The organism is Bradyrhizobium cosmicum (assembly GCF_007290395.2).
Taxonomy (GTDB): domain Bacteria; phylum Pseudomonadota; class Alphaproteobacteria; order Rhizobiales; family Xanthobacteraceae; genus Bradyrhizobium; species Bradyrhizobium cosmicum.
In genome coordinates this window covers 2294586-2321446 of the sequence record NZ_CP041656.2, presented here as the reverse complement: position 1 = coordinate 2321446, position 26861 = coordinate 2294586, and the positions used below count along the sequence as shown (strand labels likewise).

The following is a 26861-nucleotide window of genomic DNA, read 5'->3' as shown; positions in this document are numbered from 1 at the left end:
GCGCCGACTGCATTATACGCCTATGGCAGACAACAGAGATATTCGCAGCGGCGCTTACGACCCGGTCAGTAAAAGCGGCTTGCCGCAACCGGACCAGGTCAAGGATAAATCGACCGCTCACGAGAAGGGTCAATGGGGTGCGGACGTCAGGGCCGACGCGCTGCCGGGCACGGAGCCCGTCTTGCCTGATGGACTTCGAAAGCCCCGCACGAGCCCGTTGAACCCGAGAACCGGCCGCCGAAAAGCGGATTAGCAAACGTCACCGCGCGCTGGAACCAACCGGCTGAAGCCCGCTTGAATCGCGGTTCTGTGTGGAGTTGCTTATGCGTCGATCTCGGTGGGTCCCCTCTCTGGTGCCAAGTGACGAACCCAGCGTCTATCTTGTTGCGGACGATTTCGGTCGAGCAGGCCGGGCCTGGCGCGAGGCCGACCTTGAAACGACGGACCTCGAAACCGTCATTAACGATCTGATCGCTGGAGAATATCGCAGGCCGATCAAGGTGATTGCCTTCAACACCTCTGAACGTTGGTCCGAAGACGTCTCCGAGGATGTGGCGCGCGAAATCCAGCATCGCTGTAACCTGCAACTGAGCGATGTGCCGTCGCATCTGCAGGAATTCGTCGATCGCTACGCCGCGCAGGACTTGCGACAGTTCAGCTTGCGCTTGGTTTGAGCCCGCTACTTGTCTCGTCAGACTTAAACGGCCCCGGCGCGCTGTAGGGGCACTTCGCGCGGGGCCGCCATTTCAGCCGGCTATCGGCGGGATGGCCGGCATACATCAACTTACGCCGGCAACGGACGTTCCTAACTCTTCTTTTTTGCGCGGCCCAATCGGCTCTCGATCTTCTTCCGGCTATTGCCGACCTTCTTCACCGTCTTTTTAACAGCCGAAGCTGAGCGACGCGTCTTCTTGGCCTCGTAGCTGACCTCGTATTTCTGACCGCCTGCAACGCGCGCGCGATCCTGCTTACGCCCCCGAGCGGTTTGCTTCTTTGCCTTGGTAGCCATCATGCATCTCCTCTTTGCATTTCTGAAACGCGAGAGGATTCAATCGGTTCCTTTCTTCGCTCGACGCACCGGATTCGCTGGAACGAATCGGACGCCTGGGATTCGAATCAAGGTATTGGGTGTGCGAGGATGTCAGTGGCGTTGCAGCGTAAGTCGCGGGTGATTGGGAAGAAGGCGCCCCTGCCCGGCTTCATAGAACCAGCCCTTGCATCGGCGATCGACCGCGTGCCTTCAGGAGAGCGTTGGATTCACGAAATCAAGTTCGACGGCTATCGAGTCCAGCTTCACTTGGCAAACGAAGCTGTCACCATCTTCACGCGGCGCGGCTACGATTGGACGAAACGCTTCAAGAAGATTGCCGCCGATGGCTGGCATATCAAGGCGGGCTCGGCCATCATCGATGGTGAGATCGTTGTACCTGCCGCAGACGGCACGACCGATTTCTCAGTTTTGCAGAACGAACTCAAAGGTGACTCCTCGAAGATCGTCCTTGTCGCGTTCGACCTGCTCTACCTCAATGGAAGAGACATTCGCAGCCAGCCTCTGATAGAGCGCAAAGCAGAACTGAGAAAGATCATTTCCGGCACCCAAGTGCAGTTCAGTGAAAGCTTTGAAATTGACGGCCACGAGATGTTCGCACACGCTTGCAAGATCGGACTGGAGGGCGTGGTCTCCAAAGTTCGCGAGAGCGCGTATGGCAGCGGCCGGGGCAATAACTGGGTCAAGAAGACTTGCGCCCAACGCGAGACACTCACCATTGCGGGCTTCTCGCTCGACGAGGGCAGATGGGACGGCATGTATCTCGCCCGCCGCAACGGCGATGATCTGATCTATGCCGGCAAGGTCGATCACGGCTTTGACAAGACGTCGGCGGCCGAACTGCAGAAGCGGTTGAAGCCACTCATTCGCAAGACCCAACCTTACGCCAAGCGCATCGCGCACAAGGGCATATGGGTCGAGCCGAAACTGCTCGCGGAGATCGAGTACCGCGCGAAATCTGCGGCGGGCAAGGTACGACATCCGTTTTTCAAGGGATTGAGGGAAGATCTGTAGCGGTTGCTTTGAGCCCAGGCCTCCAGTGGCCGGCGGTCCGATGCCATCAGTTGTCCACACCCACGACCGGCAGTAGCTGAGTGCAATGCCCGCCCACTAGGGATCGATAATTTGCCAACGCGTTCGCACGTCGCTTTATGGGCGCATGGGGACCAAATCGCGGGAAGTCATCTGGAGCGGCCAGATCATGGGCGCGAAGATTCGTGCCAAGCACGCTCGTGAAGAAGCCACGAGAGCTGTGCGCGATGCGGATCGTGCCGAGGCTGAAGCGTGGTCGGTCCGGATGGAGGGCTACGGGGGTCCGTCACAGCCGTCTCCAACCATCGGCCAATGCCTGAACGGCGGCATGGGCTGGCTCGAGGTCGAGTGCAACAGGTGCAAGACGCGCGCAAGCCTGCCGCTCGACGCGATCCGCCGTCCGCGCGATACACCGATCTGGAAGCTGGAAGCTTCCCTTAAATGCCGGTCATGCCGCAAAGGTCGCTATGCGCCGCCGGTCCACATGATCAAGCTCACCGAGACGCAGAGCATCACGCGATACAAGTGGGTTCATCCCAGCGAAGAACGTTAGGATCGATAAGGCCTCAACTTCAAACAGGCGGGCTATGTGCAATCTCTATTCGATCACGACCAATCAGGCAGCCATCGCGGAGCTCTTCCGCGTCGTCCGTCGCTACGAAGGCAACTTGGCCCCGATGCCTGGTGTGTTCCCGGACTACCCCGCACCGGTCATCCGCGATGCCGGCAACGGCGAGCGAGAGATGGTGATGATGCGGTGGGGCATGCCGCCGCCGCCGCGCACCGGTGGCCCGCCCGTTACCAACATCCGCAACACCGCCTCGCCGCACTGGCGAGCCTGGCTCAAGCCGGAGCATCGTTGTCTCGTCCCAGCCAACAGTTTTGCCGAATACGCACCGGAGCCGAACCCCGAGACGAAGAAGAAAGACGTCGTGTGGTTTGCACTCGCGGAGTCCCGACCGCTGTTCGCGTTCGCCGGCATCTGGACTACGTTCAATGGTGATCGCGGTACGAAGTCAAAGCCCGTGCCCGGCCCGCATCAGGTCTATGGGTTTCTGACGACGATGCCGAATGCAGTTGTCGAGCCGATCCATCCGAAGGCGATGCCGGTGATCCTTGTTACAGCTGAAGAGCATGACGTTTGGCTACGCGCCTCATGGGACGAAGTGAAGGCGCTGCAGCGGCCTCTGCCCGACGGCGCCCTCGAAATAGTAAAGCGCGGCTCATCCAAAGAAGACCAAATCTCCTAACTCATCATCCACAGTTGGTCTTTTGGGTGCTGAGCTTGAAATCGGGTTGGATAACTAGATATTTGATCTTTACGATCAGATGGCTCGTGATGCGGGAGACATTTCATGCCTGAAGCAAAAGAATGGCGCGCAGTATTTACTGATTTTGGACCGGACGTTGGTGAGCCTTCCGAAGAGGCAATCCTCAAGGGGGTTTCATTTGATTCATTGGGCGAAGCGATTGATGCGACCGCCAGTGCTCCCGCGGGTAGCTATTCATGGATTTACGGGAGCGAAGGCGTGGTCTTCTTTCCCAACCAGATTAAGCCATTGAGAAAGCTTAGATATAAGCCCGTAGGTCATTAGCCAGCTTAGATCGTCTAATGGAGCAACACCACATGTTAGAAGCGGTGATGCTCGCCACTGATGCGACAAGTGGTCGTGCTGCTGGGCAGCACTCACTTCGATTCGCTACATTTCAACTCGCGGGCTTAGCGCGGCAAAAGCCGTTAGCCGGCGCGGGAGGAAAGCGACCTCCCACAAGACATTGATCTTAATGATTTAATTCTCCCATCCCACCTATCTTTTTATAGAAACACATAACCGGTTGCAAGTTGTGAGCGATTGGTGGTAGTTTGCGCTCATGAGTTCGACACTTAGCCAACCAGATGGTTACGCCACCCGCCTTGAGGCACAGGGGAAAGCCCTAGAAGCCGAGCAGGAGAGCTTGGCCGTGCGCATTGAGAAGTGGCGATCGGCCGTAGAGCACTACGCCGAGCATCTACGCGAACAGGGACTGCCGGTACCAGCGTTCGTGAAGCTCAACGAAGCGAACTCAGATAGGCAGAAGCGTCAGGTTACGCCCGAGACATACGATCCTTTGACGCGCGTCGTGAAGATCGCGGCTCCAAGGATCGGGGGCAAGCGAAAGGAAGTCTTGGTATTTATTGCGAAAGCGACAAAGGCCGGGCGATCGGTCTCTTCCCGTGAAATAGTTGACTACGGGAACTACCCTCTTCAGCGCGTCATGAATGTCCTGATGACTGACAAGAAGCGCGGCTACCTCACATCTATAAACGGCGTGACAAACACCGGTCCTGGGAGGGCATACCAATATCAGATGACGATGAAAGGCTTCGACTTTCTGCGTCAAGCCGGAGTCGACATCAACGAGTAAGGGCCATGACCCTGTGGCGGGGTCATGGCCCTCATTAATCCGCGGTCGGCGGTTCCGATCAGTGCAGCCCCGGTGTAGGACCCGGAGAAAGAAGAGGTGCTCAGTGCGGTTTGTCGACCGAGTGAGAATACGACCCTAGAGTGGAGGTTCTTCCCGGCGTAGCTCAGTGGAGAGAGCACCCGTCTGCTAAACGGGAGGTCACGGGTCCGAACCCCGTCGCCGGGGCCTACCTCAAAATATGATAGATCTATTGATTCAGCAACATTTTTTCTATCACTAACCTACTGGAACAACATAGTGCGGACCGGCGTTGGTTCTTGCCTAAGATGGTCCAACAACATGAACCTTGGCCTGAGCTGAAGAGCTCCCTCGTAGGAATAGGAATGTCAGCCCTTCCGTCCTGTGGCTCACGTAACTAACCATAAGAGGGAAACCAAAGACCATTAACGTTGCCACCAGCGCCCTCGCCCTGATGAAGCAAAACTAGCCCAGACCATTTCTTCAATCGCTGGCGAATGCACCGGCAGACTGACCCCCGTGTCGAATTCCCGATGCCACAAAAAAACCCGCAGCGGATAACTCCGTGCGGGTCGACTTACTCGATGTTGCCATTATGCAGGTGTTTTGCCCGACGAGTCAAACTTCTATTCGAGCGACGATGCGGTGCGCGGCTGACGGCGCCGGGAGACAACAACAAGCAAGCATTCGGGGCGGTCTTCAAAAGAGATCGCCCCGGCTGCCCCCTCGATCGACCTCACTCCTCCGCCAGCTTGCGTTCGATATACGCATCCACCGTCTCGGCGAACGAGCGCTGCACGCCGACCGCAAAACCGTGCTGGTCGAGCGCATCGCGCTGGAGCACGCGCAGGCCGCGCCCGCGGGCGCTTACGGGTGCAGTGTTGAGGTATTGATCGATCGCGCCCTTGGCGAGCGGGATGGCCTTCGGATCGCCCCTAGCGATCAGGAGCCGCAGCAGGCTCTGGCATTCGGCCAAACCGGGCATGGGGGCCGCCTTCAGCGCTGCTGCGATTTCGGCTTCGGACGCCTGACCGGCTGGGTGTGGGTGCCGAACAGCGCCAGCAGAAACGCGACTTCTTCCTTCGAACCGATCTGGATCATGATGATCTCCTTTTCGCTTGGTTGGTCGAGGCCAGTGGGCGAGGCGTTCAGGACAATCGGGTTTCAGGATTGTTTCAGGCGTGTTTCGTCGGCGACCGTGAGAGGCCTTCTGCTGCGATGCCATGCCCCTTCTGACCTGGTTGGTTGAGCTCGGGTTGACGGGATGGCTCAAATGCACCGAACCGGATTCGGCGGAATGAAATCTCTCCGCGCCACGCTGGCACAGATCCCCTGCGAGGTCGCACGGGCGAGATGGAGAGACGTCGATGTACTACGTCGCCGCCGCATTGCTGGTGCTGTCGGGGCTGTTCTATTCCGCGAGCCATCACGAACTCGGACAGTTCGGCGCGAACGTGTGCAGCTATGGCAGCGCGTTCTGCGACAGTCCGGTGGTCGTCTTCACCGGCGCGGCGCTGGCCGCGGCCTGGGGCATGTTCGTCAGTATCAAGTAGCGGTGGCCGTTCCGGCGCCACCGAAGCCGTCACACGCCCAGCTCCTTGCGGACGGTCGCGGCCGAGTTGCCGACCTTGTCGACGGCCTTCTGCAACTCCTCCTTCGACACCCCGAGCGCGTGGGTCCAGTACTTGACCTCGAAGGCCTCATGCATGTTGATCTTGCTGCGGTCGGGCTGCTCGCGCTTCGTCAGATTGTCCATCGGCCAATTCCCTCGCTTCCTCAGACGGGAAACGTCGTCACCGGCAGGCCGTTCCCCAGCGGGCTCCGGCAATTGCTTGAGCATGTCATGGCGTTCGATACAATCCTAACGTGCGCTTCGCAACAGCATCGCGCATAACCGAACGGGCGTGCGAGCAGCCGCGACCGCCATTCCGGCTGACGCTGGACACACGCAACAAAAAGCCCCCGACGGGCGGCGGCGCGGGCATCGACGATTTCTGTGATGATACAACTCTACAGGTGTTTTGCCCGACGTGTCAACGAACGCCGGACCAACCGCTCTCGCAGGGCGGAATTTGATTTGTCGACTAGACCGGCGACAGTGCCGCCGAGATCTGCGAGGCGATGACGAAGGCAGCGAACACGGCCGGCACGCTGATGAATCGCAAGAACTGGTCTATCGAAAGCATCTGTCCCCCCCAAGACATGCTGCAACAACAAAAAACCCTCGCCCGCCGCGCTACTCCACCCCTTGCGCGACGCGCTGATCGGCCGTCAGAAACCGATCGGAAATAGCGGCCCCGCTCATCGTGAGCACCGCCAGGAACGAAATCATGGCCAGAAATTTCATGACCGGAAGATCGATCCCGATTGTGGCCAAAAATGTAAGAGACTGGCGCGATTTCGGGACGATCCCGGGAATGATCATGACTATCCACATCGGATTCCACGGAGTTTTCCTGCAAACCAGGGCCGGACGATACTTGCTGCCGCCTGGGCGGGCTTCACGGTAATCGGTCGTTAGCCTAACAATTGTGGCTGAGTTCGGGCTTGTGATCCGGGCCTCAAAAAAGCAACGCCCGGCCGGGCGACAGGGAGCGATATGACCCAATCCTCAAAAGCAACAAGTCTTGAAATCCTCGCCTGCGACGCTGGCTGGAGAAACTACCACTTCGTGAAGCTGACGACGGAGGACGGCATCGTCGGCTGGAGCGAGTTCGACGAAGGCTTTGGCTCGCCCGGCGTCGGCGCCGCGATCCAGCGCCTGTCGGCTCGCGTGATCGGGCAAAACGTATTCCAGCACGAGCGAATTTACGCTGAGCTGTTCGCGGCCACACGTCCCGCCGCAGGCGGCGTTGTGGCGCAAGCGCTGGGCGCGATCGAGAACGCGCTGCTCGATGCCAAGGCGAAGTCTCTTGGCGTGCCCTGCTACGAGCTGCTTGGTGGTAAGATCCGCGACCGTGTCCGGGTCTACTGGTCGCACTGCGCAACCTGGCGGATCAATCACCCCTCCTGGTACCAGCCGCCGATCGAGAACCTCGATGGCGTCAAGGCGATGGGACGCGAGGTGCGCGAGAAGAAATTCACCGCGCTCAAGACCAACATCTTCTCCTATGACGACGGCAAGCCGACCGGCTGGCGGCCGGGTTTCGGCTCGCCCTTCGCGCCCGAGATCAATGTGGACCGGAAGATCCTGCACGACCTGCGGATGCATCTTGAGGCCATCCGTGACGGCGCAGGCCCCGATGTCGACATCCTGCTCGATTGCAACTTCAACGCCAAGACCGAAGGCTATCTGAAGATCCTGCGCACCATCGCAGACCTCGACATGTTCTGGATCGAGATCGACAGTTTCAATCCGCAGGCGCTCGGCTACATCCGCAGGCAAAGCCCGCATCCGATTTCGTCCTGCGAAACACTGTTGGGCCTGCGCGAATTCCTGCCCTATTTCAACGAGCAGGCGATGGATGTCGCGATCGTCGACACGCCCTGGAACGGTGTCTGGCAGTCGATGAAGATCGCAGCCGCGGCAGAGGCGTTCGAGGTCAATGTCGCGCCGCATAATTTCTACGGCCATCTGTGTTCGATGATGAACGCGCATTTCTGCGCCTCTGTGCCGAACCTGCGGATCATGGAGATCGACATCGACCGCCTCGCCTGGGACCACGAACTCTTTACGCACGAGCCGGAGATTCAGAATGGGCACCTGATCATCCCCGACCGTCCCGGCTGGGGTACCGAGCCGAACGAGGAGGCGCTCCGCGCACATCCGCCAAAGACAAGCGGCGGTCTTCTCAACTACGGCCGCAAGAGCTGAGGCGTATTACGGCGTCACGGGATTGACGGTCGAAGACGTCTTCGGCCCCGGCCGTTCCGGCTCGACCGCCGATCTCGGTTCGGTCGGAAGCACCTTGGCGCCTGCAGCGTGGGCAGCCTCGCCCGTATTGGCGTACATTGCGACATGGGCTGGCTGCGTCTTGGCCTTGTTCCAGGGCCCGTGATCGACGATCAACATCGCGGCAATCGTCAAGCCGGCCACAATCAACGCAATTACGCCGGGATGGCGAAGCGCCGAGGACATCGAGTTTGCGAAGCGGTCAGTTGCCATCGAAGGAATCCGTATCTTTGCCACTCGCAGGTCAATTCAAACACCTCCCGCGAGTTCCGCCGTTCCATCAAGCAAGTTGCGAGCCAGTGGGCGGAACTCGAAAGCCTTCGCGCATTCACTTTTTGCAATCCAGCCGCGCATCGCCGACAACCCCCGTCGGTGTGCGCTCGAGCCAGGCGCGAGCAATCAGTATCGCAGTGCGTCAGATCGCGTCGTCACTCGCCCGGGGCGATCGCGTTACTGGGCGTCGGACGGTCGGTGATCTGCTGTCCGAACAAGCTGCCGATCAGTTCGACTGCAGTGCGCGCGGTGCGACCGCGCTCATCGAGAAAAGGATTGAGTTCGACGATGTCGACCGATCCCACCGCGCCGGAATCGTGCAGCAATTCCATGATTAGATGCGCCTCGCGATAAGTCGCGCCTCCCGGTACCGTGGTGCCGACGCCGGGGGCCACACTAGGGTCGAGAAAGTCGACATCGAAGCTGACATGCAGGACGCCGTTGCGCGCGTTGACGCGTTCGATGACGCGGCGGATCAGAACGGCGACGCCGAACTCGTCGATTTGGCGCATGTCGATAACCCTGATCCGGCGCGTGCGCATCAACTCCTTTTCGAGCTTGTCGATCGAACGCGCCCCGAACAGATCGAGCCTGTCAGGATCGATCGAGGCACGCGGATCATCGCCGAGCAATCCGTCGAGCCCGGGCTCGCCGCACAGGAACGCCGCGGACATGCCGTGCATGTTGGCCGTGATCGTCGTCTCCGGCGTATTGTAATCGGCATGCGCATCGAGCCAGAGCACGAACAGCTCTCGACCGCGCTCCTGCCAGTGCCGAGCCATCGCATTTACCGATCCCATCGACAACGAGTGATCGCCGCCGAGGAAGATCGGCAGCGCGCCGGTCTTGGCGATCTCATAGCCTCTGCGGCTTAGCACGCGCGTCCAGCGCTGGATTTCGCGGTAGTGATTGGCTTTCCCAGGCGGCCGGTCGGAAAGATCCCGGACCTCGGAGACCGAAAGATCACCGTAGTCGACGACCTCGAAATCGAGGCCCTCCAGAAGCGTCGTAAGACCGGCGGTGCGTAGCGCCGCGGGGCCCATCAAGGTGCCGCGTTGCGAAGCACCCATGTCGATAGGCGCGCCGAGCAAGGCGATGCGCCGGGCTCGATCCGTCACGATCCGATCGGTCACGGCAATCTCCTAAGATCAGCAAGGCTGTGCCAGCCTAGCAGAGATTCGCATCCGTCGTTTCGCGGGGATGTTTCTGCTGGAACAAATTTCCGCACGCCGCATTCTCTCTGCAAGGCCGGCACCCGCCGTTCATAACGGCGCCTGTCGCGGATAGCCAAAGGTCTTCGGGCCCGCTGTTCAAAACTAGCGCTCGCGCGGATAGCCAAAGGTGCCGGCCTTGTTCATATACCAGAAGCGGAGTTCACGAACTTGAGCACGGAAATTCCGCAGCCCACTCCGCAGCCCGGCATGGCTGAACGAGCCATCGACGCCGCATCCGACGTATCCCACACGATCGGCGAGGTTGCTGGAGGCGTTCGCGCGGCTGTCGATCGCCTGACCACCGTGATCGATGAGGCGCGAAAACCCGGCCGACCGCTATCGACGGTCGCGGCGATTACGCGCGAAGCGCCGCTGGCCAGCCTGTTCGTCGCTTTCCTGTTGGGTGTGGCGGTCGCGCGCCGGCGCTGAGCGAGCAGAATCAAGGCGGCTCAGGCCGCGCTGATTGCGTCGAGTTCGGACGCCAGAAACTGTGTCTCGAACGCCTTAGCCGGCATCGGACGACCGAAGAAATAACCCTGCCCTTCCTCGCATCCCATGCTGACCAGGAAGTCAGCCGTGGCGCGATTCTCGATGCCTTCGGCCACGACCGTAAGCCCGAGCTGTTTGCTAAGACCGATGGTCGAGCCGACAATCGCGGCGTCGTCGGAATCTGCAAGCAGATCGAGCACGAACGACCGGTCGATCTTGAGCCCGTCCAGCGGAAACTTCTTCAGGTAGCTCAGGCTGGCATAGCCGGTGCCGAAATCATCGAACAGGACGCGGACGCCGAGTTGCTGGATCCGCTTGAACATGTCGAGCACACGACTTTCGTCGTGCAGCAGGATGTCTTCTGTGACCTCGAGTTCGAGCAGTGACGGCGTGAGCCCCGTCACTTCGAGCTGTGCCGCTACCGTATGCGCGAGATCGCCGGAATGAAGCTGCGACGGCGACAGATTGATCGCGACGCGCACGCCGTTGCCGGACATTTCCCACGCACGCGCCTGACGGCAGGCGGTCTCCATCACCCAATTCGCGAGGCGCTCGGACAGTGCGGAGGTATTGACCACCGGCATGAACTCTCCGGGCGACACGTAGCCGCGCTCCGGATGCCGCCAACGGATGAGCGCTTCCGCCCCGACCAGGCCGCCGTCGACCAGACGGACCTGGGGTTGGTAGAATAGTTCGAACTCGCCGCGATCCGCAGCGAGCGCCAATTCACTCTCCAGAGTCAGCCGGTTCTCCAGAGCCTGCCTGATCGCACTCTCGAAGATCACATGGCTGCCGCGCCGTGTGGTCTTGGCGCGGCTCAGCGCGAGATGGCCGTTGCTCAGGAGATCGTCGGCGCTGCGTCCCCCGTCGGGATAAACGGCGACGCCGATGCTGATCCTGACGCGGTGCTGCCGTGTGCCCGTTACGAGCGGCGCTTCGAACGCATGCGCGATCCGTTCCGCGAACTCCGCAATCCGCTCGCCTGTCTCGGCGCAATCAAGGGCGATGGCGAATTCATCGCCGCTGAGCCGGGCGACGATCGCCTGACCATCGACTTCGGTCCGAAGACGTTCGGCGACGGCCCGTAGCACGAGGTCGCCGGCCGAATGTCCAAGCATGTCGTTGATCTGCTGGAAGCCGTCGAGACCGAGCACGAGCAGCGCGACGTCGGAGCGTCGTCGTTCCGCCGCGGCGATCAGATTGGCGAGACCCGCATGCAGCATGTTGCGGTTGGCAAGGCCCGTCAATGCATCATGTTCGGCGAGATACCTGACGCGTTCGGCCTCGCGCTTGCGAACCGAGATATCGCGCAGGATCGCTCCGTACTGGAACCCTTCAGTTCCTTGCCAGCCCGAGAAGCTTGCCTCGACCGGAAATGTCTCACCGTTCTTGCGACGCCCCTCGAATTCGACGACGACGGCGCCACCGGGGACCAACAGCGCCTGGCGCGCAGCATCGCGCATGGCAAACGGCCTCGCGCCACCGGCCGCGGGCACTGCGCAGAGAGTCTCGAACGGACGCCCAATCATTTCTGTCGGCATATAACCGAAAATCGCGCTGGCGCCGGGATTCCACACCGTGATCCGGTGTTCCTCGTCGGTGCAGACCAGACCATCGCCGAGTGACATCGCAATGCGATGAAAGCGGCTCTCGCCAATCCGCCCCAACAGGCTGCGGAAGTCGATCTCGTCGAGCGCGATCGCCGTCAGATAGGCGATGACCGCGATGTGAAACAGCGACGTGTCGATGATCAGCGGCCACCTTGCCTGCACAAAGGTCGCGATGAGTTCGATACTCGCGCCCGCAGCAACCAGGATCGCGACACGGATGCCCGGTGCAAAACGACGCCACGAATGCATCATCAGCAGACAGATCAGGCCCAGGCCGGCGATCATGCCGACGTCAGAGGTCCAATGCAGCATTCGATTTTGGAGGATCGATTCCGCCGCCAGAGCCTGGAGGACGGGACCCGAGATGATCTTGCCGTTTGGAACGCTGAACCGGTCGCCCAGCTCGAGCGCCGTGGCACCAACGATGATCTTCTTGTCTCTCAGTTTGTCCAGGGCTGCGGTATCGCCGCGCAACACGTCAAAATAGGAGACACTCGGGATGGTGGCCACCCGAATGCCGAAATCGATCAGGAAGGGCGGCCGCCGATTGGCGTCCTGCCCGGCCAGCACGACGGCCATCGACGGCATCACGGCATCACCGAGCTTCTCGGCGACCGGATAGCGGCGGACAAGCCCGTCGGATTCGACTGTGACATTGACGACGGCCGGCCACGACTGGTTGCCGAACGGCTTGAGGGGGCGATTGACGTGAGCCGGGCCACCATTCGGCGTCGGCTGCTTGAAGGACGGCAGGATCGTCGAGCCCCCGACTTCGCGAAGCGCCTTGACGAACGCCTCGTCGGAGGCCGGATCCGAAGGCGTGCTGAAATCCACGTCGAAGGCTACGTCCCGCGCGCCCGCCGCGTCCAGCCTGTGCAACAGCTCGGCGTGCAGCCGGCGTGACCAAGGCCACACCCCGATCTGGTCGATTGACGGCGCATCGATGGCCACCACGACAACATTGCCGCCGGCGGCACGTGATTGCCAGGTGAACCGCAGATCGGTGAGCGCATTGCGAAGCGAAGCGTGCCATCCCGTGGACAGCACGACCGCCAGTGCGATCACGACGAGAATATGCGGCCGATAACGTTTCACTCTGCTCCCCTGCACTCGCGTCGCTTACCGCCGGGTGCTCCCCCTAGACAACGGCGCGGCCCTAGTGATGGCCCCTACCCCAGCCCCACCACCAGCCGTAGTGGTGGCCATTGTTGCCATTTCCGTTGTTGCCGTTATTTCCGTTTCCACCGTTGCCATTATTGCCGGTGCCGCTGCTTCCGTTGCCGGTCGCACCGGTCCCGCTGCTGCCACTTCCCGAGCTTCCGCTGGACACATTGCTGGTTGAACCGGCAGTGGTCGCAACAGTGGTCGTCACGCTTGAAGACGCCGACGTGGCACTGGCTGGCGAGGCGCCGCTGCTTAGGGCCACTGCCGTTACGTTGGAGCTATTGGAGGCTGTGGTCGTCGTGCTCGTCGCGCTATCGCTCCACACCGTAGCGGTGGCGGCGCTGGCGTTCGTATTGCGCACCCGACCAGACGCGACGGCGCCATGGGCGAGCCCATGCGTGACCTTGTGGACGTTCAGCTTGACCTCCCCGAGCGAGCTGGAGATGCGCACCACGCCGGCCTTGGGCACCTGGCCTCCGGCCGCTTGATGCGATCGCGTCGGCACGCCGGCCGCCTTGGTTCCCTTGTCGATCGGGCCGAGCGCATGGATCGCGTGGCCGTTGGCCGCATTGCGCGGCGCAGGCAGGCCCGATTTCGGAACGGGCACGCGCTCGATCGTCGAAGCGCGCGGCTTCCCGTGCTCGATCGGATTGAACGTCCCGGCACCGCTCAGGCTGAGGCCGGGCTTGCCGTGCTCAAAAGCGGTCGCCGCCTGTCCCGGCATGACCTGCGCGATCTGTCCAGTCTTGAAGTCGGAGACTTCGACCTGGCCGCGGACCACGCCGACTTTAGTGCTGACCGCACCCACGGTGACGCTGAACTGCGTTCCCTTGACCACGGCGGCGAGATAGGGCGTCTCGACCTCGAAATGCTTGACGTTACGCTTCTCGACCTCGAGCAAAATCGAACCGGCCTGCTGGATGATGGTGGTCGAGAGCCCCTCCTTCTTCTCGGCCGGCAAGCCGACCACCGAGTTCGGAGAGATCAGGATCGTTTCCTCGCCGCGGACGAGCAGCACCCGGCCGTTGCGTCCGGTGCGAATGGTATTGCCCGGTTTGAGCGTCTCTTCCTGGTTCACGGATACGGGCTGCGCGCCTTCGGTTGCGACCCAGACCTCGCCTGAGGCCTTGCTCACCGACCAGACGTCATCGTCGGCCGCGGAAGCAGCGGAAGCCGCGCCCAGCACCAGTACAGCCATCAAGGCGCGCAGCAGTCCAACTTTGCAGAACATGACGATCCTAAGTCCGCCTAACAGCCGGACATGAGGCGTATCCGAAATCACTCAAGATCCGATTAGCCGGAAGCGGCAATTCGAACGGCCGCATTAACCTTTCATTGACCATAAAAACTTAAGAGAAATCATGCGGCTAACGTCTCCTTACCGTCCCTTGGGCACCTCTCCGTCGAACTACGGAGAACGGCCTGCGCAGGGCGTAGCCGGGCGGAATTTGGTTGCTGCACTGGTGCTGCTCGCACCTACGTTCGGGGGCATTCCGCAGGCTCTCGCGCAACAGGCGAACCAGCCGGGTTTCGATCCGCGTCAGCCCGAGAAATACTTTGAGAACCAATCCGAGCAGGAAACGCTGAACCGTCCTCCGGTCAAGCTGCCGGCGGTCGGCCAGCCCGACACCGGCGGCGACACCAAGCCGCAATTCGTGCTGCGCAGCGTCACTGTCAGCGGCGCTCATGCCGTCTCGCGCGACCGCATCGCCGCGGCCTATCAGCCCTATCTCGGCAAGAAGGTCTCGCAGGCGGACCTCGCCGCGATTGCCGGCGCGATCAGCGATCTTTACCGCGCCGACGGCTTTCATTTGAGCCGGGCGATCGTGCCCCCACAGGACATTGGGGACGGCCGCGTCCGGATCCAGGTGATCGAAGGCGCGATTGTGCAGGTCGAGCTGAAAGGCGACGGCGCCGAGCAGTTCGGCGTGCGGCCGGTGCTCGGGCCCGTTCTGGCCGAGCAGCCCTCGCGTCTGGCAACGCTCGAACGCCAACTCTTTCTCGTCAACGGCAGGCCGGGCGTCCGCATCACCGACTCTGCACTGGAAGAGATTGGCGGCACCACCGGCCGCTTCCGCCTCGTCGTCTCCTTGAAGACCTGGCACGTGTTCTCGTCCTTCGGTCTGGACAATCTCGGCTCGTCCTCGGTCGGCCCCTGGCAGACCTATGCAACCGGCGCGTTCAACTCCTACCTCACGCCGGGCGACACGCTGGCGGTCAACCTGTCGACCATCGCCAACGATCCTCGCGAGCTCGGCTTTGCACGATTGTCCTATGACGCGCCCGTCGGCGTCGATGGCGTGCGTCTTGGAGCTTCCATCCTCTACAGCGCGGTGCGGCCCGGCGATGCCCGCCGCCTCGACAGCGATATCACCACGACCGAAGCTTTCGAGGTGCGCGCCAGCACCGTGCCCTTCATGTCGCAATCCTCGGGGCTGACGCTCACCGTCGCCGGGACCTTCAGCAACGTGTCCGAGCACGACATCTACGGTCCCTGGTACAACGACCACATCAGGACCGCGAGCCTGACCGCAGACTACCGGCTCCAGGATCGCTTCGGCGGCACCAATTTCGCGACGCTGACCTATCGCCAGGGGCTCGACATCTTCGGCGCCTCGAATTTCGACGACGATCTGCTGTCGCGCGATGGCGCCTCCTCGAATTTCTCGGTGCTGAACGTCTGGTTCACGCGCTACCAGACACTCAACGACGCCTGGTCGCTCAAACTCTCGGCCGCGAGCCAGACCGCATCGCGGCCGCTGTTCACCTCGCAGCAATTCTATCTCGGCGGCGCGGCTTTTGGCCGAGGCTATGGTGCGGCCGAGATCAGCGGCGACAATGGCCTCGCCGGCTCGATCGAGCTGCGCTTCGATCAGAAGCTCAATTTCCGATACTGGACCGGCTATCAGCTCTACGCCTTCGGCGACGCTGGCGCTGTCTGGAACGACGGGTACCGTCTGAGCGACGGCCTGTCGCTGACCTCCGCGGGAGCCGGCGTGCGGTTCTTCCTGCCGGACGAACTCCAGCTTGGTCTCGGCGTGGCCGTCCCCTTGAGCTATCGGGCGCCGGACAACGAGCGCCGCAGCCCTCGCTTCCTCTTCACGTTGTCGAGCGCGTTCCGGCTATGTCCCGAGCGCGGCAGGGGCGGCTGTCTCTAGCCACGCGGCCCTGGCCGCTGCAGCCCCTGATGCGCCGCATTTGCGGCCTTGCGCACAGACTTGCCGAAATTTAATCCCCTAACCTGCTCACGATCGCTCGATTGGGGAGCTTCCAATGACCATGTTCAGCCTAAAGTGATTGAGACGGGACCATGAAAAGGGTGTTTGCAATCCTGGCTTTTCTCTGCGTCCTCGGCGTCGGCCAGTATTTTGTCGTCAGCCGGTTCGCGATCCGCCATGAGATTTTGACTCTGTTCGATGCCTCGCGGCAGCGCCCGATCTCGGTCGAAATCGCGGTGCGGCGCGACTACGAGACCAAGGCCAATCTCGGCCTGTGGAAGCTGCCGCTCGCCATCATCAGCAACGGCAACACCGTCAAGGCCACCGAGTATTCCTTTCTCGCCAACGTGCTCGCTGCGCGCGGCTATCTGGTTGCCAGCATCCAGCAGGACCTGCCGAGCGACCCGCCATTGATGACCCATGTCGGCCAGCAATATGTCGGCCGGCGCGAAGTCTATATCCGCTGCGAGGCCAACATCCTTTTCACCCTGGCCGAATTGAAGAAGCGACAGGAGAACGCCGATTACGACCACGTCACCCTCGTCGGTCATTCCAATGGCGGCGACGTCTCCATGTATGTCGCCCATCAGCATCCGGGGTTGGTGTCGAAGGTGATCACGCTCGACAATTTGCGGGTCCCCTTCGTGATCAGCGACAATATGAAGATCCTGTCGTTTCGCTCCAAGGACCCGCATTTCCAGACCGATCCCGGCGTGCTGCCGACGCCGGAAGAGGCCAAGGCGCGCGGTATCGATATCGTCCACACCGGTGCGCAGCACACCGAGATGAGCGATCGCGGTCCCGATGCGGTCAAGGAGAAGATCCAGGCGACGCTCGACCGCTTCCTGCGTGACAGCGCCAGCAGCGCACTCGCGCCGGCCGATACGAAAAGCCCCATGATCATGAACCCCGGCGATTATTAGCCCGGAACGCTTTGCGGCAGATCAAGGAGGCTCCGGACCTGCTACGATAAACAGGGCTTTGCAAGCTCCCGGAGAGAGACGTGTCGCAGTATATTGAACGCCTTGATATGAAAAGTCTTGGCCTGCCTGCGGCAAGGACGCCGGGATTCGCGCGGCATCTCTATCGTTCGACCCGCAGGCTGCTGCGATCGATTATCGCCCGCATCGATCTGTCGCAGTTTCCGGGGTCGTGCTGCGGGTGAGCCCCGCAGTCGCAAGCCAATACATGAGGGATGCCGATGCGTCAGCATTTGAGACGAATTTGCCTGTGGCTTACCGTGGCCTCGAGCTTCGGCATGTCGTCCGCCCTCGCCGCCGACGCTGATCACGGCGCCGATCTCGCCAAACGCTGGTGCGCAAGCTGCCATGTCGTGGCGAACGGCCAAGCCACGGCGAGCGCCGACGTTCCTTCTTTTGCGTCGGTTGCACGCAAGCCGGATTTCAGTCCGGAGAGGCTCGCCTTCTTCCTACTCGATCCGCATCCGAAGATGCCGAATTTTCCCTTGAGCCGCACCGAAGCTGGCGACATCGCAGCCTACATCGGATCACTGCGTTAGCAGCGTGCCGATCAGTGGCGACACATGCCCCAAATGCAAATCCCTGCCGGAGGACCGACAGGGATCAGCAGAAAGGATGATGGACGGCGAATGAAGCCCATTCGGTGGCCCATCATGGACCTGCGCTAGCATCGAAGTGCGGATCTCCACGCCACGCAAGATCAATTTGTGGGCACACGCCGTCAGCACCGGAAATCAGGGCTTCCCCTTGCCGGGCTGCATCAAACTGCCGGTCATCTGGCGCATGTGGTCCCCCGCGCTGGTGAACTGGCTGCGCAGGAAGTCGGACTGGATTCGCATCGCTTCCTGAATGTCGGTGGCATGCACTAGCTTGCGCGCGTGCTCGAAAGCCGACTTCATGTTCTGCTCGGTAAAGGCAAGCGCCTGCTTCGAGACCTCGGTGCCCGCCCCGGGAACCGACGTCATCGACTTGGTCGCGGCGTCAAAAAACATGCCGAATGCCTTTTCCGCCTGGTCTATTGTCTTCTCGGCCAGGTCGCGCAGTTCGGCTGGGACTTCGAGTTTCGGTTCGATCATGGTCGCACTCCTCCCCTTTTCCAACTGAATACCACACTTGCGGGATTTCGTTCCAGCGGTCAGCCGCGAGGATATCCGGGGACAAGCTTTGCCCGGCGGCCGGATCTGGCAGGAAAACAAGGCAGAAGGCGTAAGGCCTGGGTGGCGGCCGTGTCAGAACAGGGGATGCTCGGGAAGCGATTCTTCGCTGGCGAGGTCTTCGACGAGCTTGATGACCTCGAAACGCTGTCGCGGCGCGAGCTTCAGGAACGCGCGAAGCAGGCGCAGACTTTCGACCGTGCCGCTTGCAGGGGCGCCGAGCTTAAGGTGCAGTTCGGCCGCGAAATTGAGGTTCTTCATCTCGCACCTATGACAAGCATCGGTCTTCCTGATCAGACATCTGGTCCGTCTCTAAGCCGACCACCATGACCGGCCGCCCTGGTGCGAACGAACATCTCGGTCGGATACCCTGCGGGCCACCACGTTGAACTACATCTCCAGAAGGACAGGCTGAACCGAACAGGTTGTAACTATGTCAAGGAACAACCCTTCCGGCAAGCCCAAGCCGTCGCTGAAGCGATGCTTCATCTGCATCGCACTACGGCAATTCCGGATAACAGGAATATGGACTGCCGTCACCCGCCTGCGTCAAGAAGCGGCATCACCCAAGCTTAAAGCCTCGATCACTGTCAATCGGCACAGCGTTTCGGCGTGTTTCCGCTGTGAACGGAGATCGGCAAACGCAGATTAAAGTTTCTTCAGAGTATACACGTAATTGTTGAGTTCGGCCTCGGCGGTTGTGCCGTCGATAAAGTGAACGTCCATCGCGCAGCCGGTCTCTCCAGGGTCCTGATCCGGGCGCCGGAGTTGATCGCTCCCGATATGTTTCCGCCCGGTGAACCGATGTTCGAGGTCGAACGACCAAGCGGTTGCGACACGGCCACGCAGACCACGGGCGCCATGGCTGACGGACTCTTCGATACGGGCGCACCTCAGCACCAAAGGACGACGGCATGCTTTCTCGCTCTGATCTCATCAAGGGCGCCGCGGTCGCGCTTCTCACCTTCTCGATACAAGGCGCATGGGCGCAGGAGACAAAGATGAACCTGTTCAAGATCGTCACGATCAAGGACGAAATCGTCGTCGGACTGTCGGCAGAGGAGCTTAAGGCGCTCGGCGGCAACGATGCGAGCGCGGTTGCTCACGCGCTCGCCCAGAAGGGCGATCTCACGGTCTGGCAATACAACGTGCATCGCGGCCCGAACGGCGAAATGCAGCAGGCGCCGACCGCCAAGATCGGGCTCTTGGCCAACGCCTCACTCCGTGTCGAGCCTTATACGACGCCTTACCAGATCGTGCCGCACCCGTAAGCGGCGAATCGGCGCGCCGGCGGCCGGGACCGCTGGCGCGCCGCCATCATCGGCGCCGCTGCCCGCGCTGAGTCATCCCCTCCATTGCAAAACCGTAGACTTGCGCCAGCCGGTCAAGGCATTCGCGAAAACGGCGCGCAAAATAGTCGTTCCAGCGCTGGGTCCGGACCGCGCGGCGCTCCCCGATCTGGTCCATGGTCAGCCCAAGCACCAACACGTCGTGCACCAGCGCAGCGCCGTCGGTGCCGAGTTCGCGCTCGACCCGGTTCAGGCGCAGCACCGCCTGCCGCTGGCTCTCGGTGACAGGCTCGCGCGAGCGCGCGCCATCGACATACTCGCGGGTCGGGTCCACCGCCTGGGGCCCGCGCTCCGCCGTCTCCCAATCGTTCTGGAAGGCGCGTCCGCCGCGATATTGCGCCTCGTCGATCTGGTGATGCGCGTGCAGCCGCCCGAGCGGATCGCCGCGGACCGACCGGATCGCCACGATCTTCTCGCCGGGATCGAGCGCCAGCGGATTATCGACCTCGACCGCCGCCACCTCCGCATTGAACGGGACCTCGCGCGACCGCCGGTCGTAGATCTCAGCCAATCTGTAGGACTTATTGCGTCGGGCACGTGCCACTCGGATACTCCTTGCAAAATTCACGATTGGGGGATTGACGATTGAACGGGTGGCAGCCTCCTCAGGCCGCCGAGACCAGCCTCAGCACGAGGGGACCGGTGGCACGGGCAGCCGCAGTTCCAGATTTGCGGGTCAGGCCGGCATGCGGCGTGCAATAGCTGGAGCCCGGCTGGCGCGGATGGCCGCAAAACGCGATCTCCTCCCCGTCCTTGTCGCCGCCATAGGGGTAACGGCAGTCGCCCGGCGCGAGTTTGACCAGAGGGATCAGGCGCGGCTGGACGCCGACGCAGCGCAACTTGACCGGCGCGGCAGGCTTCATGACGGACTTCGGCGGAGAGTTCAGGTTTGGCAACGCCGATTGCCGCGGCGAAAGTGGACAGGCCAGCCCCGGTAAAGCCGGCACGATCGACGGGCTCGGCATCCGTGCCGGCGCAATGAGCCCCAGCCGCTTGGCACGGCCGATCACCGCGCCGCGCGAGTAAGCCGTTCCAAATCTTGCGTTAATCTCCCGTCCTATCTCCGCATAGGACATCCCCTTGAGAAAATAGTCGCGAAGCGCGTCGGAATGCTCCGACGACCAATGGCCCGGTTCCATGCTGCTGTCCTGTGATACGCCTCCACGGCCGGCACGACCGGGCGGCGAAACACACATTCCGGTATTCCGAATAACAAGTCAAGCGATAATTCTGATATTCATAATTGCATCAATTCCGAATTTCGGATTACAAGAGGCAGAACGACGAGCAATCGAGGGAATCAGCATGTTGGACGTTGCGATGATCGAGCGGGGCCTGGAGAAGACGGGCAAGAGCAAGGGCGGCTTGGCTGCGGCCATGGGCGTGCGGCCAGGCGCGGTGTCGGAGATCCTCGGCGGCGAGCGACTGGTCAAGGCGTCGGAAATCATTCCGATTATGGAATATCTCGAGCTCAACCTCGCGCCAATCATGGGCCGGGTCGGCGCCGGCGCCGTGATCGAGCCAGATTATGAACAGGTTCCTCCGGAAGGTCTCGGCGATATCGCGCTGCCCTTCCCGATCATGGAAGAGACCGTCGCCTTCGAGATCGTGGGCGATTCGATGCTGCCCAAATACGAGAGCGGCGACGTGATCGTGGTCTACAAGGACCAGCGCCATCCGCTGTCGAGTTTCTACGGTGAAGAGGCCGTGGTTCGCCTCAAGACCGGCGAGCGCTATTTGAAGACCATCGAGCGGGGCAAGTCCCCCTCCGTCGTCAATCTCACCAGCTTCAACGCCAAGCCGATCGTCGGCGTGAAGCTCGAGTGGGTGGGCGAGATCTGCCTGTCCATGCCCAAGGGCCAACTGGAGCGGCTGCGCGCCAAATCGGCCCGCCCCCGCAAGAAGGGCAAATAAGCGCCCGATTTCCGATTTCTGGAAATTGCCTTGACTCAATTCTGTTTTTCGGAAATACTCTGCTGCACCTCGACCATTGAGGCGCGGCAGAGTGGCTTTCATGCAGTATTTCGTTGTGATGATCGACTACGGACGGCGCGGCCGCGAAGCAGTCGTCGACCCCGAAGTCACACGACGCCAAGTGATTTCCCGCGTCGCCTCGGGTGAATATCGGAACATCTCGTTCATTCACGAGATCGCCGAAAATTCGGTCGAAGACGTGACTGAGGCCATCCTGACCGAGGCCGCCCTGCCCCAAGACCTCCCGCAAGTCCCGCCTGAAGAGATCGACATCCAGGCCATCCGCCTCGATCACGCCCGCGACCTGCGCAAGCACGAGCGGACGTGACGCAGGCCTTACCGACCTGCGCCACTCGCCAGCCGCGGATCAAACCGTGAGGACGGTCGAGCCCGTGGTCTTGCGCGCAGCGAGATCGGCGTGCGCTTTGGCTGCGTCCTTCAGCGGATAGGTCTGGTGGACCTCGATCTTGACTGCGCCGGACTTGACGACATCAAACAACTCGTTCGCCATCGCGACCAGGGCCTCGCGCTTGGCGGCGTAGGTGAACAAGGTCGGCCGGGTGACGTAGAGCGACCCCTTCTGCGCGAGCAGGCCGAGATTGAGCGGCTCGACGGCGCCGGAGGACGCGCCAAATAGCGCGGCGACGCCGAGCGGCGCGAGACAGTCCAGTGACTTCAGGAACGTGTCCTTGCCGACGGAATCATAGACCACCGGCACTTTCTTGCCGCCCGTGATCTCGTCCACGCGCTTCACGAAATCCTCACGCGTGTAGATGATGACATGGTCGCAGCCATGCGCCTTGGCAAGCTTGGCCTTCTCGTCGCTGCTGACCGTGCCGATCACAGTCGCGCCGAGATGCTTGGCCCACTGGCTCAGGATAAGGCCGACGCCACCGGCCGCAGCGTGGAGCAGGATGGTATCCCCGGCCTTCACCCGGTAGGTCTGCCGGATCAAATATTGCGTGGTGAGGCCCTTGAGCATCATTGCCGCCGCAGTCTTGTCATCGACACCGTCAGGCAGCTTCAGGAGTCGATCGGCGGGGATCAGCCGCGCCTCGGAGTAGGCTCCGAGGGGTGAAGCCCCATAGGCGACGCGATCGCCGGGCTTCAGGTCGGCAACGCCGGGCCCGACTTCCTCGACAATGCCCGCCGCCTCGCTGCCGAGGCCGCTCGGCAATTGCACCGGATACACACCGGACCGATTGTAGATGTCGACGAAGTTGAGACCGACGGCCGTGTGGCGAATGCGTGCCTCGCCTGGCCCGGGCTTGCCGACACTGACTTCCTCCCAGACGAGGACTTCAGGACCGCCGGTCTTGTGAAAACGAATGGCATGCGTCATGAGCGTTGCTCCCTCATCGTTGCAGGATGGTCAAAAAACCTGATCGGCCGGAGAAATAGGCATTTGGTCCGCCCGTTACAGTACAGAGACGTAACAAGAATGTCACAGCGAACGACAAACGCCCGCCGTTCCACCTCTGTTCGAAAGAGTTGATGACGGCATCGGTGCGACCGGCAGTAGTTTTTGCGCGGGGTTTGGTGGTCGCCTGCGAAGGAGAGCCGAGATGCCCGCTTATGTACAGCATCATCAGGACATCGAAATCGCGCCTGTGATTTGCCCGACGTGCATGGGGTTCCTGCCGATGTATGTTCGCGATGTCGAACCGCATTGGACCCTGGCCAAGATCGACTTCATCTATGAATGCGCCGATTGCGGCGGCGAGGTCCGACAGACCATCCGCAAGCCGGAGCTGCTGCGGCACTGACTGCGATCGGCGAACCACTCAACTATTTGCGTTAAGCGGAAAAAACGCCGCTCACGCGGGTCTGGTCATTCCCAAACGAGGCTTGTTCTTTGCCGTGAACGCAGGCAGAACAAGCCCCAAGCAAGACCTTTGGGAGCGCCAATTCGTGGCTGAACAGAAGCCCTCGACAGCGATCGAGGCAGTGGAGAGCGGCCTCGCCGCGCAGGGCTACATCGCCAGCCGGCAGATCGCGACCGCGGTCTACTTGTCGCAACAGATCGAGAAGCCGATCCTGGTCGAAGGCCCTGCTGGCGTCGGCAAGACCGAGCTTGCGAAGGCGATTGCCGCCTGGCGCGGCATGAAGATGATCCGGTTGCAGTGCTACGAAGGCCTCGACGAGGCCAAGGCGCTCTACGAGTGGAAATACGCCAAGCAGCTTCTCTACACCCAGATCCTGAAGGACAAGCTCGGCGAAGTGCTCGGCGGCGCGCAAACTCTGCACGCAGCGCTCGCCCAGCTTCATGATTTCGGCGACGTGTTCTTTTCCAAGGAGTTCGTCGAGCCGCGGCCCCTGCTGCAGGCGCTGGAGCAGCCGGGCGGCTGCGTGCTGCTGATCGACGAAATCGACAAGTCGGACGCCGAATTCGAATCGCTGCTGCTGGAGATCCTGTCCGACTTCCAGGTCACGATCCCCGAGCTCGGCACCGTCTCGGCGATCACGCCGCCCACCGTGATCCTGACCTCGAACAGCGAACGTGACCTCGGCGACGCCCTGAAGCGGCGCTGCCTGCATCTGCATATCGGCTTCCCCGAGCAGCGGCTGGAGGAACGTATCGTCGAGAGCCGCGTGCCCGGCATTTCGCAGACGCTGCGCCGGCAGATGGTCGGCTTCATCCACGAAATCCGCTCACTCGATCTGAAGAAGCTGCCCTCTGTCAGCGAGACCATCGACTGGGCACGCGTGCTGGTGTTGTTGCAAGCTTCCGAGCTCGACACCGAGATCGTCAAGGACACGCTCAATGTGCTCCTGAAATACGAGGCTGACATCGAGGCGGCTCAGCCCCAGATTACGACCTTCATTGCCAAGGCAGCACGATCCAACGTCTTCGGTTGACGCCGATGCGCGAGAACATCCATCGCTTCTTCCGGGCGGCGCGCGGCGCCGGCGTCCACGTCTCGCCCGCCGAAAGCATCGATGCGATGCGCGCGGTCGCGCAGGTCGGCGTGTCCGATCGCGCCATCCTGCGCGACGCCCTGCTCCTGACGCTCGCCAAATCGCAGGACGAGAAGCTCGCGCTCGGCGACTGCTTCGATCTGTTCTTCAGCCAGCCGGAGCCGCGGCAGGATCAGTCTGAGCCCGACACCGCGGATGCTTCGCCGGATGCGGATCCGGCGCCGCCTTCGGGCGCGACCAGTGAGGCCGGCGAAGGCCAACCGCCCGAAGGATTGGGCCCGCTGGCGCAGATGCTGCTGTCACAGGATCGCAATGCCGTTGCGGCCGCCATCGCCGGCGCTTCAGGCGCAGCCTCCCTGTCCGATATCCGTTATTCCACCCAGCGCGGCATCTTTTCCAGCCGCATTCTCGACGCCATGGGCCTTCAGCGCCTGCGCGACGATCTCGACGAACTGACGGCGACCAATCCCGCACTGGCAGAGCGCCTGCGCGACGCGCTCGATGCCCTGCGCGAGGCGGTGCGCGACACGGTCTCACAGGGACTAGCACTCTATGCCCGCGAGGAAGCCGAGAACCTCCGCAACGAAATCCTGCGCAACGCGCCGCTCGCCCGCATCGAGCGGCGCCAGGTCGCCGAGATGCGCGCCCTCATCCGCCAGATCGCGCGGCGCCTGCGCGAGCGCTATTCGAAGCCGCGCAAGCGCCAGCGCCGCGGCCATCTCGACGTCCGCCGCACGATCCGCCGCAACGCAGCCTGGGGCAGCGTGCCCTTCCTCACGGCATGGAAGCGCAAGCATCGCGACCGGCCGAGGATCGTGGCAATCTGCGACGTCTCCGGCTCGGTCGCGCAGGTCTCTGACTTCTTCCTGCTCCTGATTCACTCGCTGCACGAGGTGGTCGACGACGTCCACTCCTTCGCTTTCTCCTCGCACCTGATCGAGGTCAGCGAGATCCTGGAGAAGAAGTCGCCGGAAGAGGCGATGGCCGAGATCATGTCCAAGGTCGGCTTCGGCTCGTCGGACTACGGCTCCTCTCTGGTCGATTTCGAGAAGGAGTTCATGAGCACACTGACGCCGCAGACCACGGTGATCGTGCTCGGCGATGCCCGCAGCAACAATCTCGATCCGCGCGCCGACATCCTCCGCCGCATTTCCGAGCGGTCGAAGCGGCTGGTCTGGCTCAATCCCGAAGGACGGCTCGCCTGGGGCTTTGGCGATTCCGAGATGCCGCGCTATGCGACCTTTTGCACCGTCGTGCGCCAATGTGCCACCGCGCAGCAGCTCGAGCGCGCGGTATCCGATATCGTGGCGACTTATCAGTAAAGCGTGATAGGTTCCGGCATCAGGCAGCGTTTAGCTCAGCCTGCGCGAGATTGCACTCGCGAAAGTGATAGGCGATTTCATCGAGCGCGCGCTGCTCCCATTCCTGGGCCTGCGCAAGCCAGAACATTCGACGCTCCGAATCCCGCGCGGCGCGTTCACGGCACAGAAATTCCTGACTGCGAATTTCAATCAGCCTTTTCATGCACTCACACTCCTGTCGTGTGAAGCCATTCTCCGCAGGTCAGCCTAGCAGAGTCCCGAACGTCGCGCCTCATCATTGCTGGGCCTATCACGACGCAGAATGGGACAGCAACACTTCCCATGCACCGCGGCAACTGCAGCGCAACATCAACTTTCGATCATCAATAAGTTATCTGCGTCTGTGACGATATTTGCATCTGAGCGATCTTAACTCTTGTGACGCAACGATGCGCGGCAATTTGTGAAGAGACGTTCCAGAGAGCTCACCGGATTCCGGACTCATTGTCGTCGCAAGGTCTTCATGCTGCGCCGCTAACAGGGGCGCGCGAACGGCACCATCGCTTGAGGCAACATGAGCAACGACGTCGACTTCGATCTTTCGCCGGACCAGTGGGAAGCGCTGCGCAGACTTCGCAATCCGGTATCGAACGGCCGCCACTCGAAAGCCTATCTCATTGAAGGACTGGTCAAGCTCGGCCTCGTCGTCGTCAGCGATGGCGTGCCGACGATGACGCCGACGGGCCGCAAGGTGCTGGTGCGTGGATCGTGCCGGCTACTGGATCTCGTTGCATGATGAGATTGTCCATGCGCAACGGGT

33 protein-coding genes and 1 tRNA gene are annotated in these 26861 nt (G+C 61.6%); 20 read left to right on the top strand and 14 right to left on the bottom strand.

Features of this window, described 5'->3' with window-relative positions:
* Positions 1 to 353: 353 nt before the first annotated feature.
* Positions 354 to 674, top strand: coding sequence for a hypothetical protein (locus FNV92_RS10905; RefSeq protein WP_244623725.1), 321 nt, complete (start codon positions 354 to 356; stop codon positions 672 to 674).
* A gap of 131 nt (positions 675 to 805) precedes the next feature.
* On the opposite strand, the gene FNV92_RS10900 is transcribed toward FNV92_RS10905, so the two are convergent.
* Positions 806 to 1012, bottom strand: a complete 207-nt coding sequence (locus tag FNV92_RS10900; protein WP_168213263.1) for a DUF3606 domain-containing protein — start codon at positions 1010 to 1012, stop codon at positions 806 to 808.
* Positions 1013 to 1144: 132 nt separating this feature from the next.
* Here FNV92_RS10900 and ligD point away from each other — a divergent pair, with 132 nt between their 5' ends.
* The 6 genes from ligD (at position 1145) to FNV92_RS10870 (ending at position 4711) form a co-directional block, all read left to right on the top strand.
* Entirely contained in the window at positions 1145 to 2062 is a 918-nt protein-coding gene (ligD, locus tag FNV92_RS10895; protein WP_168213741.1) for a non-homologous end-joining DNA ligase, read from the top strand.
* A 187-nt stretch (positions 2063 to 2249) separates the two neighbouring features.
* The gene (locus tag FNV92_RS10890) at positions 2250 to 2633 is read left to right on the top strand and encodes a hypothetical protein (protein WP_168213264.1); all 384 of its coding nucleotides are present in this window, start codon (positions 2250 to 2252) and stop codon (positions 2631 to 2633) included.
* Between the two features lie 34 nt (positions 2634 to 2667).
* Complete coding sequence (locus tag FNV92_RS10885) at positions 2668 to 3330, top strand: SOS response-associated peptidase (protein ID WP_143840995.1); 663 nt, start codon at positions 2668 to 2670, stop codon at positions 3328 to 3330.
* 105 nt (positions 3331 to 3435) lie between these two features.
* On the top strand, positions 3436 to 3675 hold the full coding sequence (locus FNV92_RS10880) for a hypothetical protein (protein ID WP_143840996.1): 240 nt from the start codon (positions 3436 to 3438) through the stop codon (positions 3673 to 3675).
* Positions 3676 to 3952: 277 nt separating this feature from the next.
* Positions 3953 to 4486, top strand: a complete 534-nt coding sequence (locus tag FNV92_RS10875) for a hypothetical protein (protein WP_143840997.1) — start codon at positions 3953 to 3955, stop codon at positions 4484 to 4486.
* A 152-nt stretch (positions 4487 to 4638) separates the two neighbouring features.
* A tRNA-Ser gene (locus FNV92_RS10870) sits at positions 4639 to 4711 on the top strand.
* A gap of 529 nt (positions 4712 to 5240) precedes the next feature.
* Here the strand turns inward: FNV92_RS10870 and FNV92_RS10865 are convergent.
* The gene (locus FNV92_RS10865) at positions 5241 to 5489 is read right to left on the bottom strand and encodes a hypothetical protein (RefSeq protein WP_015684719.1); all 249 of its coding nucleotides are present in this window, start codon (positions 5487 to 5489) and stop codon (positions 5241 to 5243) included.
* Positions 5490 to 5871: 382 nt separating this feature from the next.
* Here FNV92_RS10865 and FNV92_RS10860 point away from each other — a divergent pair, with 382 nt between their 5' ends.
* Complete coding sequence (locus tag FNV92_RS10860; RefSeq protein WP_015684718.1) at positions 5872 to 6057, top strand: hypothetical protein; 186 nt, start codon at positions 5872 to 5874, stop codon at positions 6055 to 6057.
* A gap of 29 nt (positions 6058 to 6086) precedes the next feature.
* Here FNV92_RS10860 and FNV92_RS10855 read toward each other — a convergent pair whose 3' ends face one another.
* On the bottom strand, positions 6087 to 6260 hold the full coding sequence (locus FNV92_RS10855; protein WP_015684717.1) for a DUF3606 domain-containing protein: 174 nt from the start codon (positions 6258 to 6260) through the stop codon (positions 6087 to 6089).
* Between the two features lie 480 nt (positions 6261 to 6740).
* Entirely contained in the window at positions 6741 to 6929 is a 189-nt protein-coding gene (locus tag FNV92_RS10850; protein WP_015684716.1) for a hypothetical protein, read from the bottom strand.
* A 174-nt stretch (positions 6930 to 7103) separates the two neighbouring features.
* Here FNV92_RS10850 and FNV92_RS10845 point away from each other — a divergent pair, with 174 nt between their 5' ends.
* A complete protein-coding gene (locus FNV92_RS10845; protein WP_143840999.1) occupies positions 7104 to 8318 on the top strand; it encodes a mandelate racemase/muconate lactonizing enzyme family protein in 1215 nt (404 codons plus the stop codon).
* A gap of 6 nt (positions 8319 to 8324) precedes the next feature.
* Here the strand turns inward: FNV92_RS10845 and FNV92_RS10840 are convergent, their stop codons facing one another.
* Complete coding sequence (locus FNV92_RS10840) at positions 8325 to 8609, bottom strand: hypothetical protein (RefSeq protein ID WP_015684714.1); 285 nt, start codon at positions 8607 to 8609, stop codon at positions 8325 to 8327.
* 215 nt (positions 8610 to 8824) lie between these two features.
* Complete coding sequence (gene rocF, locus FNV92_RS10835) at positions 8825 to 9802, bottom strand: arginase (protein ID WP_015684713.1); 978 nt, start codon at positions 9800 to 9802, stop codon at positions 8825 to 8827.
* A 249-nt stretch (positions 9803 to 10051) separates the two neighbouring features.
* Here rocF and FNV92_RS10830 point away from each other — a divergent pair, with 249 nt between their 5' ends.
* Positions 10052 to 10312 carry a hypothetical protein gene (locus FNV92_RS10830; RefSeq protein ID WP_015684712.1) on the top strand — a complete coding sequence of 87 codons (261 nt, stop codon included), beginning with the start codon at positions 10052 to 10054 and terminating at the stop codon, positions 10310 to 10312.
* Positions 10313 to 10332: 20 nt separating this feature from the next.
* On the opposite strand, the gene FNV92_RS10825 is transcribed toward FNV92_RS10830, so the two are convergent.
* A complete protein-coding gene (locus tag FNV92_RS10825; protein WP_168213265.1) occupies positions 10333 to 13077 on the bottom strand; it encodes an EAL domain-containing protein in 2745 nt (914 codons plus the stop codon).
* A gap of 61 nt (positions 13078 to 13138) precedes the next feature.
* On the bottom strand, positions 13139 to 14377 hold the full coding sequence (locus FNV92_RS10820) for a FecR domain-containing protein (RefSeq protein WP_143846036.1): 1239 nt from the start codon (positions 14375 to 14377) through the stop codon (positions 13139 to 13141).
* Positions 14378 to 14507: 130 nt separating this feature from the next.
* Between FNV92_RS10820 and FNV92_RS10815 the strand changes: the two genes are divergently transcribed.
* The 3 genes from FNV92_RS10815 to FNV92_RS10805 all read left to right on the top strand — a co-directional run bounded on the left by FNV92_RS10815 (position 14508) and on the right by FNV92_RS10805 (position 17883).
* Entirely contained in the window at positions 14508 to 16304 is a 1797-nt protein-coding gene (locus tag FNV92_RS10815; RefSeq protein WP_143841001.1) for a ShlB/FhaC/HecB family hemolysin secretion/activation protein, read from the top strand.
* 152 nt (positions 16305 to 16456) lie between these two features.
* Entirely contained in the window at positions 16457 to 17287 is an 831-nt protein-coding gene (locus FNV92_RS10810; protein ID WP_143841002.1) for an alpha/beta hydrolase, read from the top strand.
* A 278-nt stretch (positions 17288 to 17565) separates the two neighbouring features.
* On the top strand, positions 17566 to 17883 hold the full coding sequence (locus FNV92_RS10805; protein WP_143841003.1) for a c-type cytochrome: 318 nt from the start codon (positions 17566 to 17568) through the stop codon (positions 17881 to 17883).
* A gap of 195 nt (positions 17884 to 18078) precedes the next feature.
* Here the strand turns inward: FNV92_RS10805 and FNV92_RS10800 are convergent, their stop codons facing one another.
* Both FNV92_RS10800 and FNV92_RS10795 read right to left on the bottom strand, forming a co-directional pair.
* Positions 18079 to 18420, bottom strand: coding sequence for a phasin (locus FNV92_RS10800; protein ID WP_015684706.1), 342 nt, complete (start codon positions 18418 to 18420; stop codon positions 18079 to 18081).
* A gap of 153 nt (positions 18421 to 18573) precedes the next feature.
* Positions 18574 to 18759 (bottom strand): hypothetical protein, encoded by a 186-nt coding sequence (locus tag FNV92_RS10795; protein ID WP_143841004.1) that lies wholly within the window; start codon positions 18757 to 18759, stop codon positions 18574 to 18576.
* A 653-nt stretch (positions 18760 to 19412) separates the two neighbouring features.
* Here FNV92_RS10795 and FNV92_RS10790 point away from each other — a divergent pair.
* Positions 19413 to 19769, top strand: a complete 357-nt coding sequence (locus tag FNV92_RS10790) for a hypothetical protein (RefSeq protein WP_015684703.1) — start codon at positions 19413 to 19415, stop codon at positions 19767 to 19769.
* A gap of 46 nt (positions 19770 to 19815) precedes the next feature.
* Here FNV92_RS10790 and FNV92_RS10785 read toward each other — a convergent pair whose 3' ends face one another.
* Positions 19816 to 20391: a hypothetical protein gene (locus tag FNV92_RS10785; RefSeq protein ID WP_143841005.1), complete on the bottom strand. Its 576-nt coding sequence runs from the start codon at positions 20389 to 20391 to the stop codon at positions 19816 to 19818.
* A 61-nt stretch (positions 20392 to 20452) separates the two neighbouring features.
* On the bottom strand, positions 20453 to 20986 hold the full coding sequence (locus tag FNV92_RS10780; protein WP_143841006.1) for a GcrA family cell cycle regulator: 534 nt from the start codon (positions 20984 to 20986) through the stop codon (positions 20453 to 20455).
* A 166-nt stretch (positions 20987 to 21152) separates the two neighbouring features.
* On the opposite strand from FNV92_RS10780, the gene FNV92_RS10775 reads away from it, so the two are divergent.
* Together FNV92_RS10775 and FNV92_RS10770 are read left to right on the top strand one after the other, a co-directional pair.
* Positions 21153 to 21761 carry a S24 family peptidase gene (locus FNV92_RS10775; RefSeq protein WP_041748162.1) on the top strand — a complete coding sequence of 203 codons (609 nt, stop codon included), beginning with the start codon at positions 21153 to 21155 and terminating at the stop codon, positions 21759 to 21761.
* A 100-nt stretch (positions 21762 to 21861) separates the two neighbouring features.
* Positions 21862 to 22149 (top strand): hypothetical protein, encoded by a 288-nt coding sequence (locus FNV92_RS10770; protein ID WP_143841007.1) that lies wholly within the window; start codon positions 21862 to 21864, stop codon positions 22147 to 22149.
* Positions 22150 to 22188: 39 nt separating this feature from the next.
* On the opposite strand, the gene FNV92_RS10765 is transcribed toward FNV92_RS10770, so the two are convergent.
* Complete coding sequence (locus tag FNV92_RS10765) at positions 22189 to 23163, bottom strand: quinone oxidoreductase family protein (protein WP_143841008.1); 975 nt, start codon at positions 23161 to 23163, stop codon at positions 22189 to 22191.
* 223 nt (positions 23164 to 23386) lie between these two features.
* On the opposite strand from FNV92_RS10765, the gene FNV92_RS10760 reads away from it, so the two are divergent.
* From FNV92_RS10760 to FNV92_RS10750, 3 genes are all read left to right on the top strand, one after another.
* Entirely contained in the window at positions 23387 to 23587 is a 201-nt protein-coding gene (locus tag FNV92_RS10760) for a hypothetical protein (protein WP_143841009.1), read from the top strand.
* 145 nt (positions 23588 to 23732) lie between these two features.
* The gene (locus tag FNV92_RS10755; protein WP_015684696.1) at positions 23733 to 24680 is read left to right on the top strand and encodes an AAA family ATPase; all 948 of its coding nucleotides are present in this window, start codon (positions 23733 to 23735) and stop codon (positions 24678 to 24680) included.
* A 5-nt stretch (positions 24681 to 24685) separates the two neighbouring features.
* Complete coding sequence (locus FNV92_RS10750) at positions 24686 to 26062, top strand: vWA domain-containing protein (RefSeq protein WP_143841011.1); 1377 nt, start codon at positions 24686 to 24688, stop codon at positions 26060 to 26062.
* A gap of 19 nt (positions 26063 to 26081) precedes the next feature.
* Here FNV92_RS10750 and FNV92_RS10745 read toward each other — a convergent pair whose 3' ends face one another.
* Positions 26082 to 26264 carry a hypothetical protein gene (locus FNV92_RS10745; RefSeq protein WP_015684694.1) on the bottom strand — a complete coding sequence of 61 codons (183 nt, stop codon included), beginning with the start codon at positions 26262 to 26264 and terminating at the stop codon, positions 26082 to 26084.
* A gap of 351 nt (positions 26265 to 26615) precedes the next feature.
* On the opposite strand from FNV92_RS10745, the gene FNV92_RS10740 reads away from it, so the two are divergent.
* Positions 26616 to 26837 carry a hypothetical protein gene (locus FNV92_RS10740; protein WP_015684693.1) on the top strand — a complete coding sequence of 74 codons (222 nt, stop codon included), beginning with the start codon at positions 26616 to 26618 and terminating at the stop codon, positions 26835 to 26837.
* Positions 26838 to 26861: the final 24 nt, after the last annotated feature.

Coding starts and splice junctions, on each gene's coding strand:
- FNV92_RS10790 (WP_015684703.1), top strand. CDS start 19,413: ATGCTTTCTCGCTCTGATCTCATCAAGGGCGCCGCGGTCGCGCTTCTC.
- FNV92_RS10850 (WP_015684716.1), bottom strand. CDS start 6,929: ATGATCATTCCCGGGATCGTCCCGAAATCGCGCCAGTCTCTTACATTT.
- FNV92_RS10900 (WP_168213263.1), bottom strand. CDS start 1,012: ATGATGGCTACCAAGGCAAAGAAGCAAACCGCTCGGGGGCGTAAGCAG.
- FNV92_RS10750 (WP_143841011.1), top strand. CDS start 24,686: ATGCGCGAGAACATCCATCGCTTCTTCCGGGCGGCGCGCGGCGCCGGC.
- FNV92_RS10820 (WP_143846036.1), bottom strand. CDS start 14,377: ATGTTCTGCAAAGTTGGACTGCTGCGCGCCTTGATGGCTGTACTGGTG.
- FNV92_RS10760 (WP_143841009.1), top strand. CDS start 23,387: ATGCCCGCTTATGTACAGCATCATCAGGACATCGAAATCGCGCCTGTG.
- FNV92_RS10775 (WP_041748162.1), top strand. CDS start 21,153: ATGTTGGACGTTGCGATGATCGAGCGGGGCCTGGAGAAGACGGGCAAG.
- FNV92_RS10875 (WP_143840997.1), top strand. CDS start 3,953: ATGAGTTCGACACTTAGCCAACCAGATGGTTACGCCACCCGCCTTGAG.
- FNV92_RS10765 (WP_143841008.1), bottom strand. CDS start 23,163: ATGACGCATGCCATTCGTTTTCACAAGACCGGCGGTCCTGAAGTCCTC.
- FNV92_RS10805 (WP_143841003.1), top strand. CDS start 17,566: ATGCGTCAGCATTTGAGACGAATTTGCCTGTGGCTTACCGTGGCCTCG.
- FNV92_RS10840 (WP_015684714.1), bottom strand. CDS start 8,609: ATGGCAACTGACCGCTTCGCAAACTCGATGTCCTCGGCGCTTCGCCAT.
- FNV92_RS10780 (WP_143841006.1), bottom strand. CDS start 20,986: ATGGAACCGGGCCATTGGTCGTCGGAGCATTCCGACGCGCTTCGCGAC.
- FNV92_RS10885 (WP_143840995.1), top strand. CDS start 2,668: ATGTGCAATCTCTATTCGATCACGACCAATCAGGCAGCCATCGCGGAG.
- FNV92_RS10795 (WP_143841004.1), bottom strand. CDS start 18,759: ATGAAGAACCTCAATTTCGCGGCCGAACTGCACCTTAAGCTCGGCGCC.
- FNV92_RS10770 (WP_143841007.1), top strand. CDS start 21,862: ATGCAGTATTTCGTTGTGATGATCGACTACGGACGGCGCGGCCGCGAA.
- FNV92_RS10865 (WP_015684719.1), bottom strand. CDS start 5,489: ATGCCCGGTTTGGCCGAATGCCAGAGCCTGCTGCGGCTCCTGATCGCT.
- FNV92_RS10745 (WP_015684694.1), bottom strand. CDS start 26,264: ATGAAAAGGCTGATTGAAATTCGCAGTCAGGAATTTCTGTGCCGTGAA.
- FNV92_RS10740 (WP_015684693.1), top strand. CDS start 26,616: ATGAGCAACGACGTCGACTTCGATCTTTCGCCGGACCAGTGGGAAGCG.
- FNV92_RS10845 (WP_143840999.1), top strand. CDS start 7,104: ATGACCCAATCCTCAAAAGCAACAAGTCTTGAAATCCTCGCCTGCGAC.
- FNV92_RS10815 (WP_143841001.1), top strand. CDS start 14,508: ATGCGGCTAACGTCTCCTTACCGTCCCTTGGGCACCTCTCCGTCGAAC.
- FNV92_RS10890 (WP_168213264.1), top strand. CDS start 2,250: ATGGGCGCGAAGATTCGTGCCAAGCACGCTCGTGAAGAAGCCACGAGA.
- FNV92_RS10860 (WP_015684718.1), top strand. CDS start 5,872: ATGTACTACGTCGCCGCCGCATTGCTGGTGCTGTCGGGGCTGTTCTAT.
- FNV92_RS10855 (WP_015684717.1), bottom strand. CDS start 6,260: ATGGACAATCTGACGAAGCGCGAGCAGCCCGACCGCAGCAAGATCAAC.
- FNV92_RS10810 (WP_143841002.1), top strand. CDS start 16,457: ATGAAAAGGGTGTTTGCAATCCTGGCTTTTCTCTGCGTCCTCGGCGTC.
- FNV92_RS10800 (WP_015684706.1), bottom strand. CDS start 18,420: ATGATCGAACCGAAACTCGAAGTCCCAGCCGAACTGCGCGACCTGGCC.
- FNV92_RS10880 (WP_143840996.1), top strand. CDS start 3,436: ATGCCTGAAGCAAAAGAATGGCGCGCAGTATTTACTGATTTTGGACCG.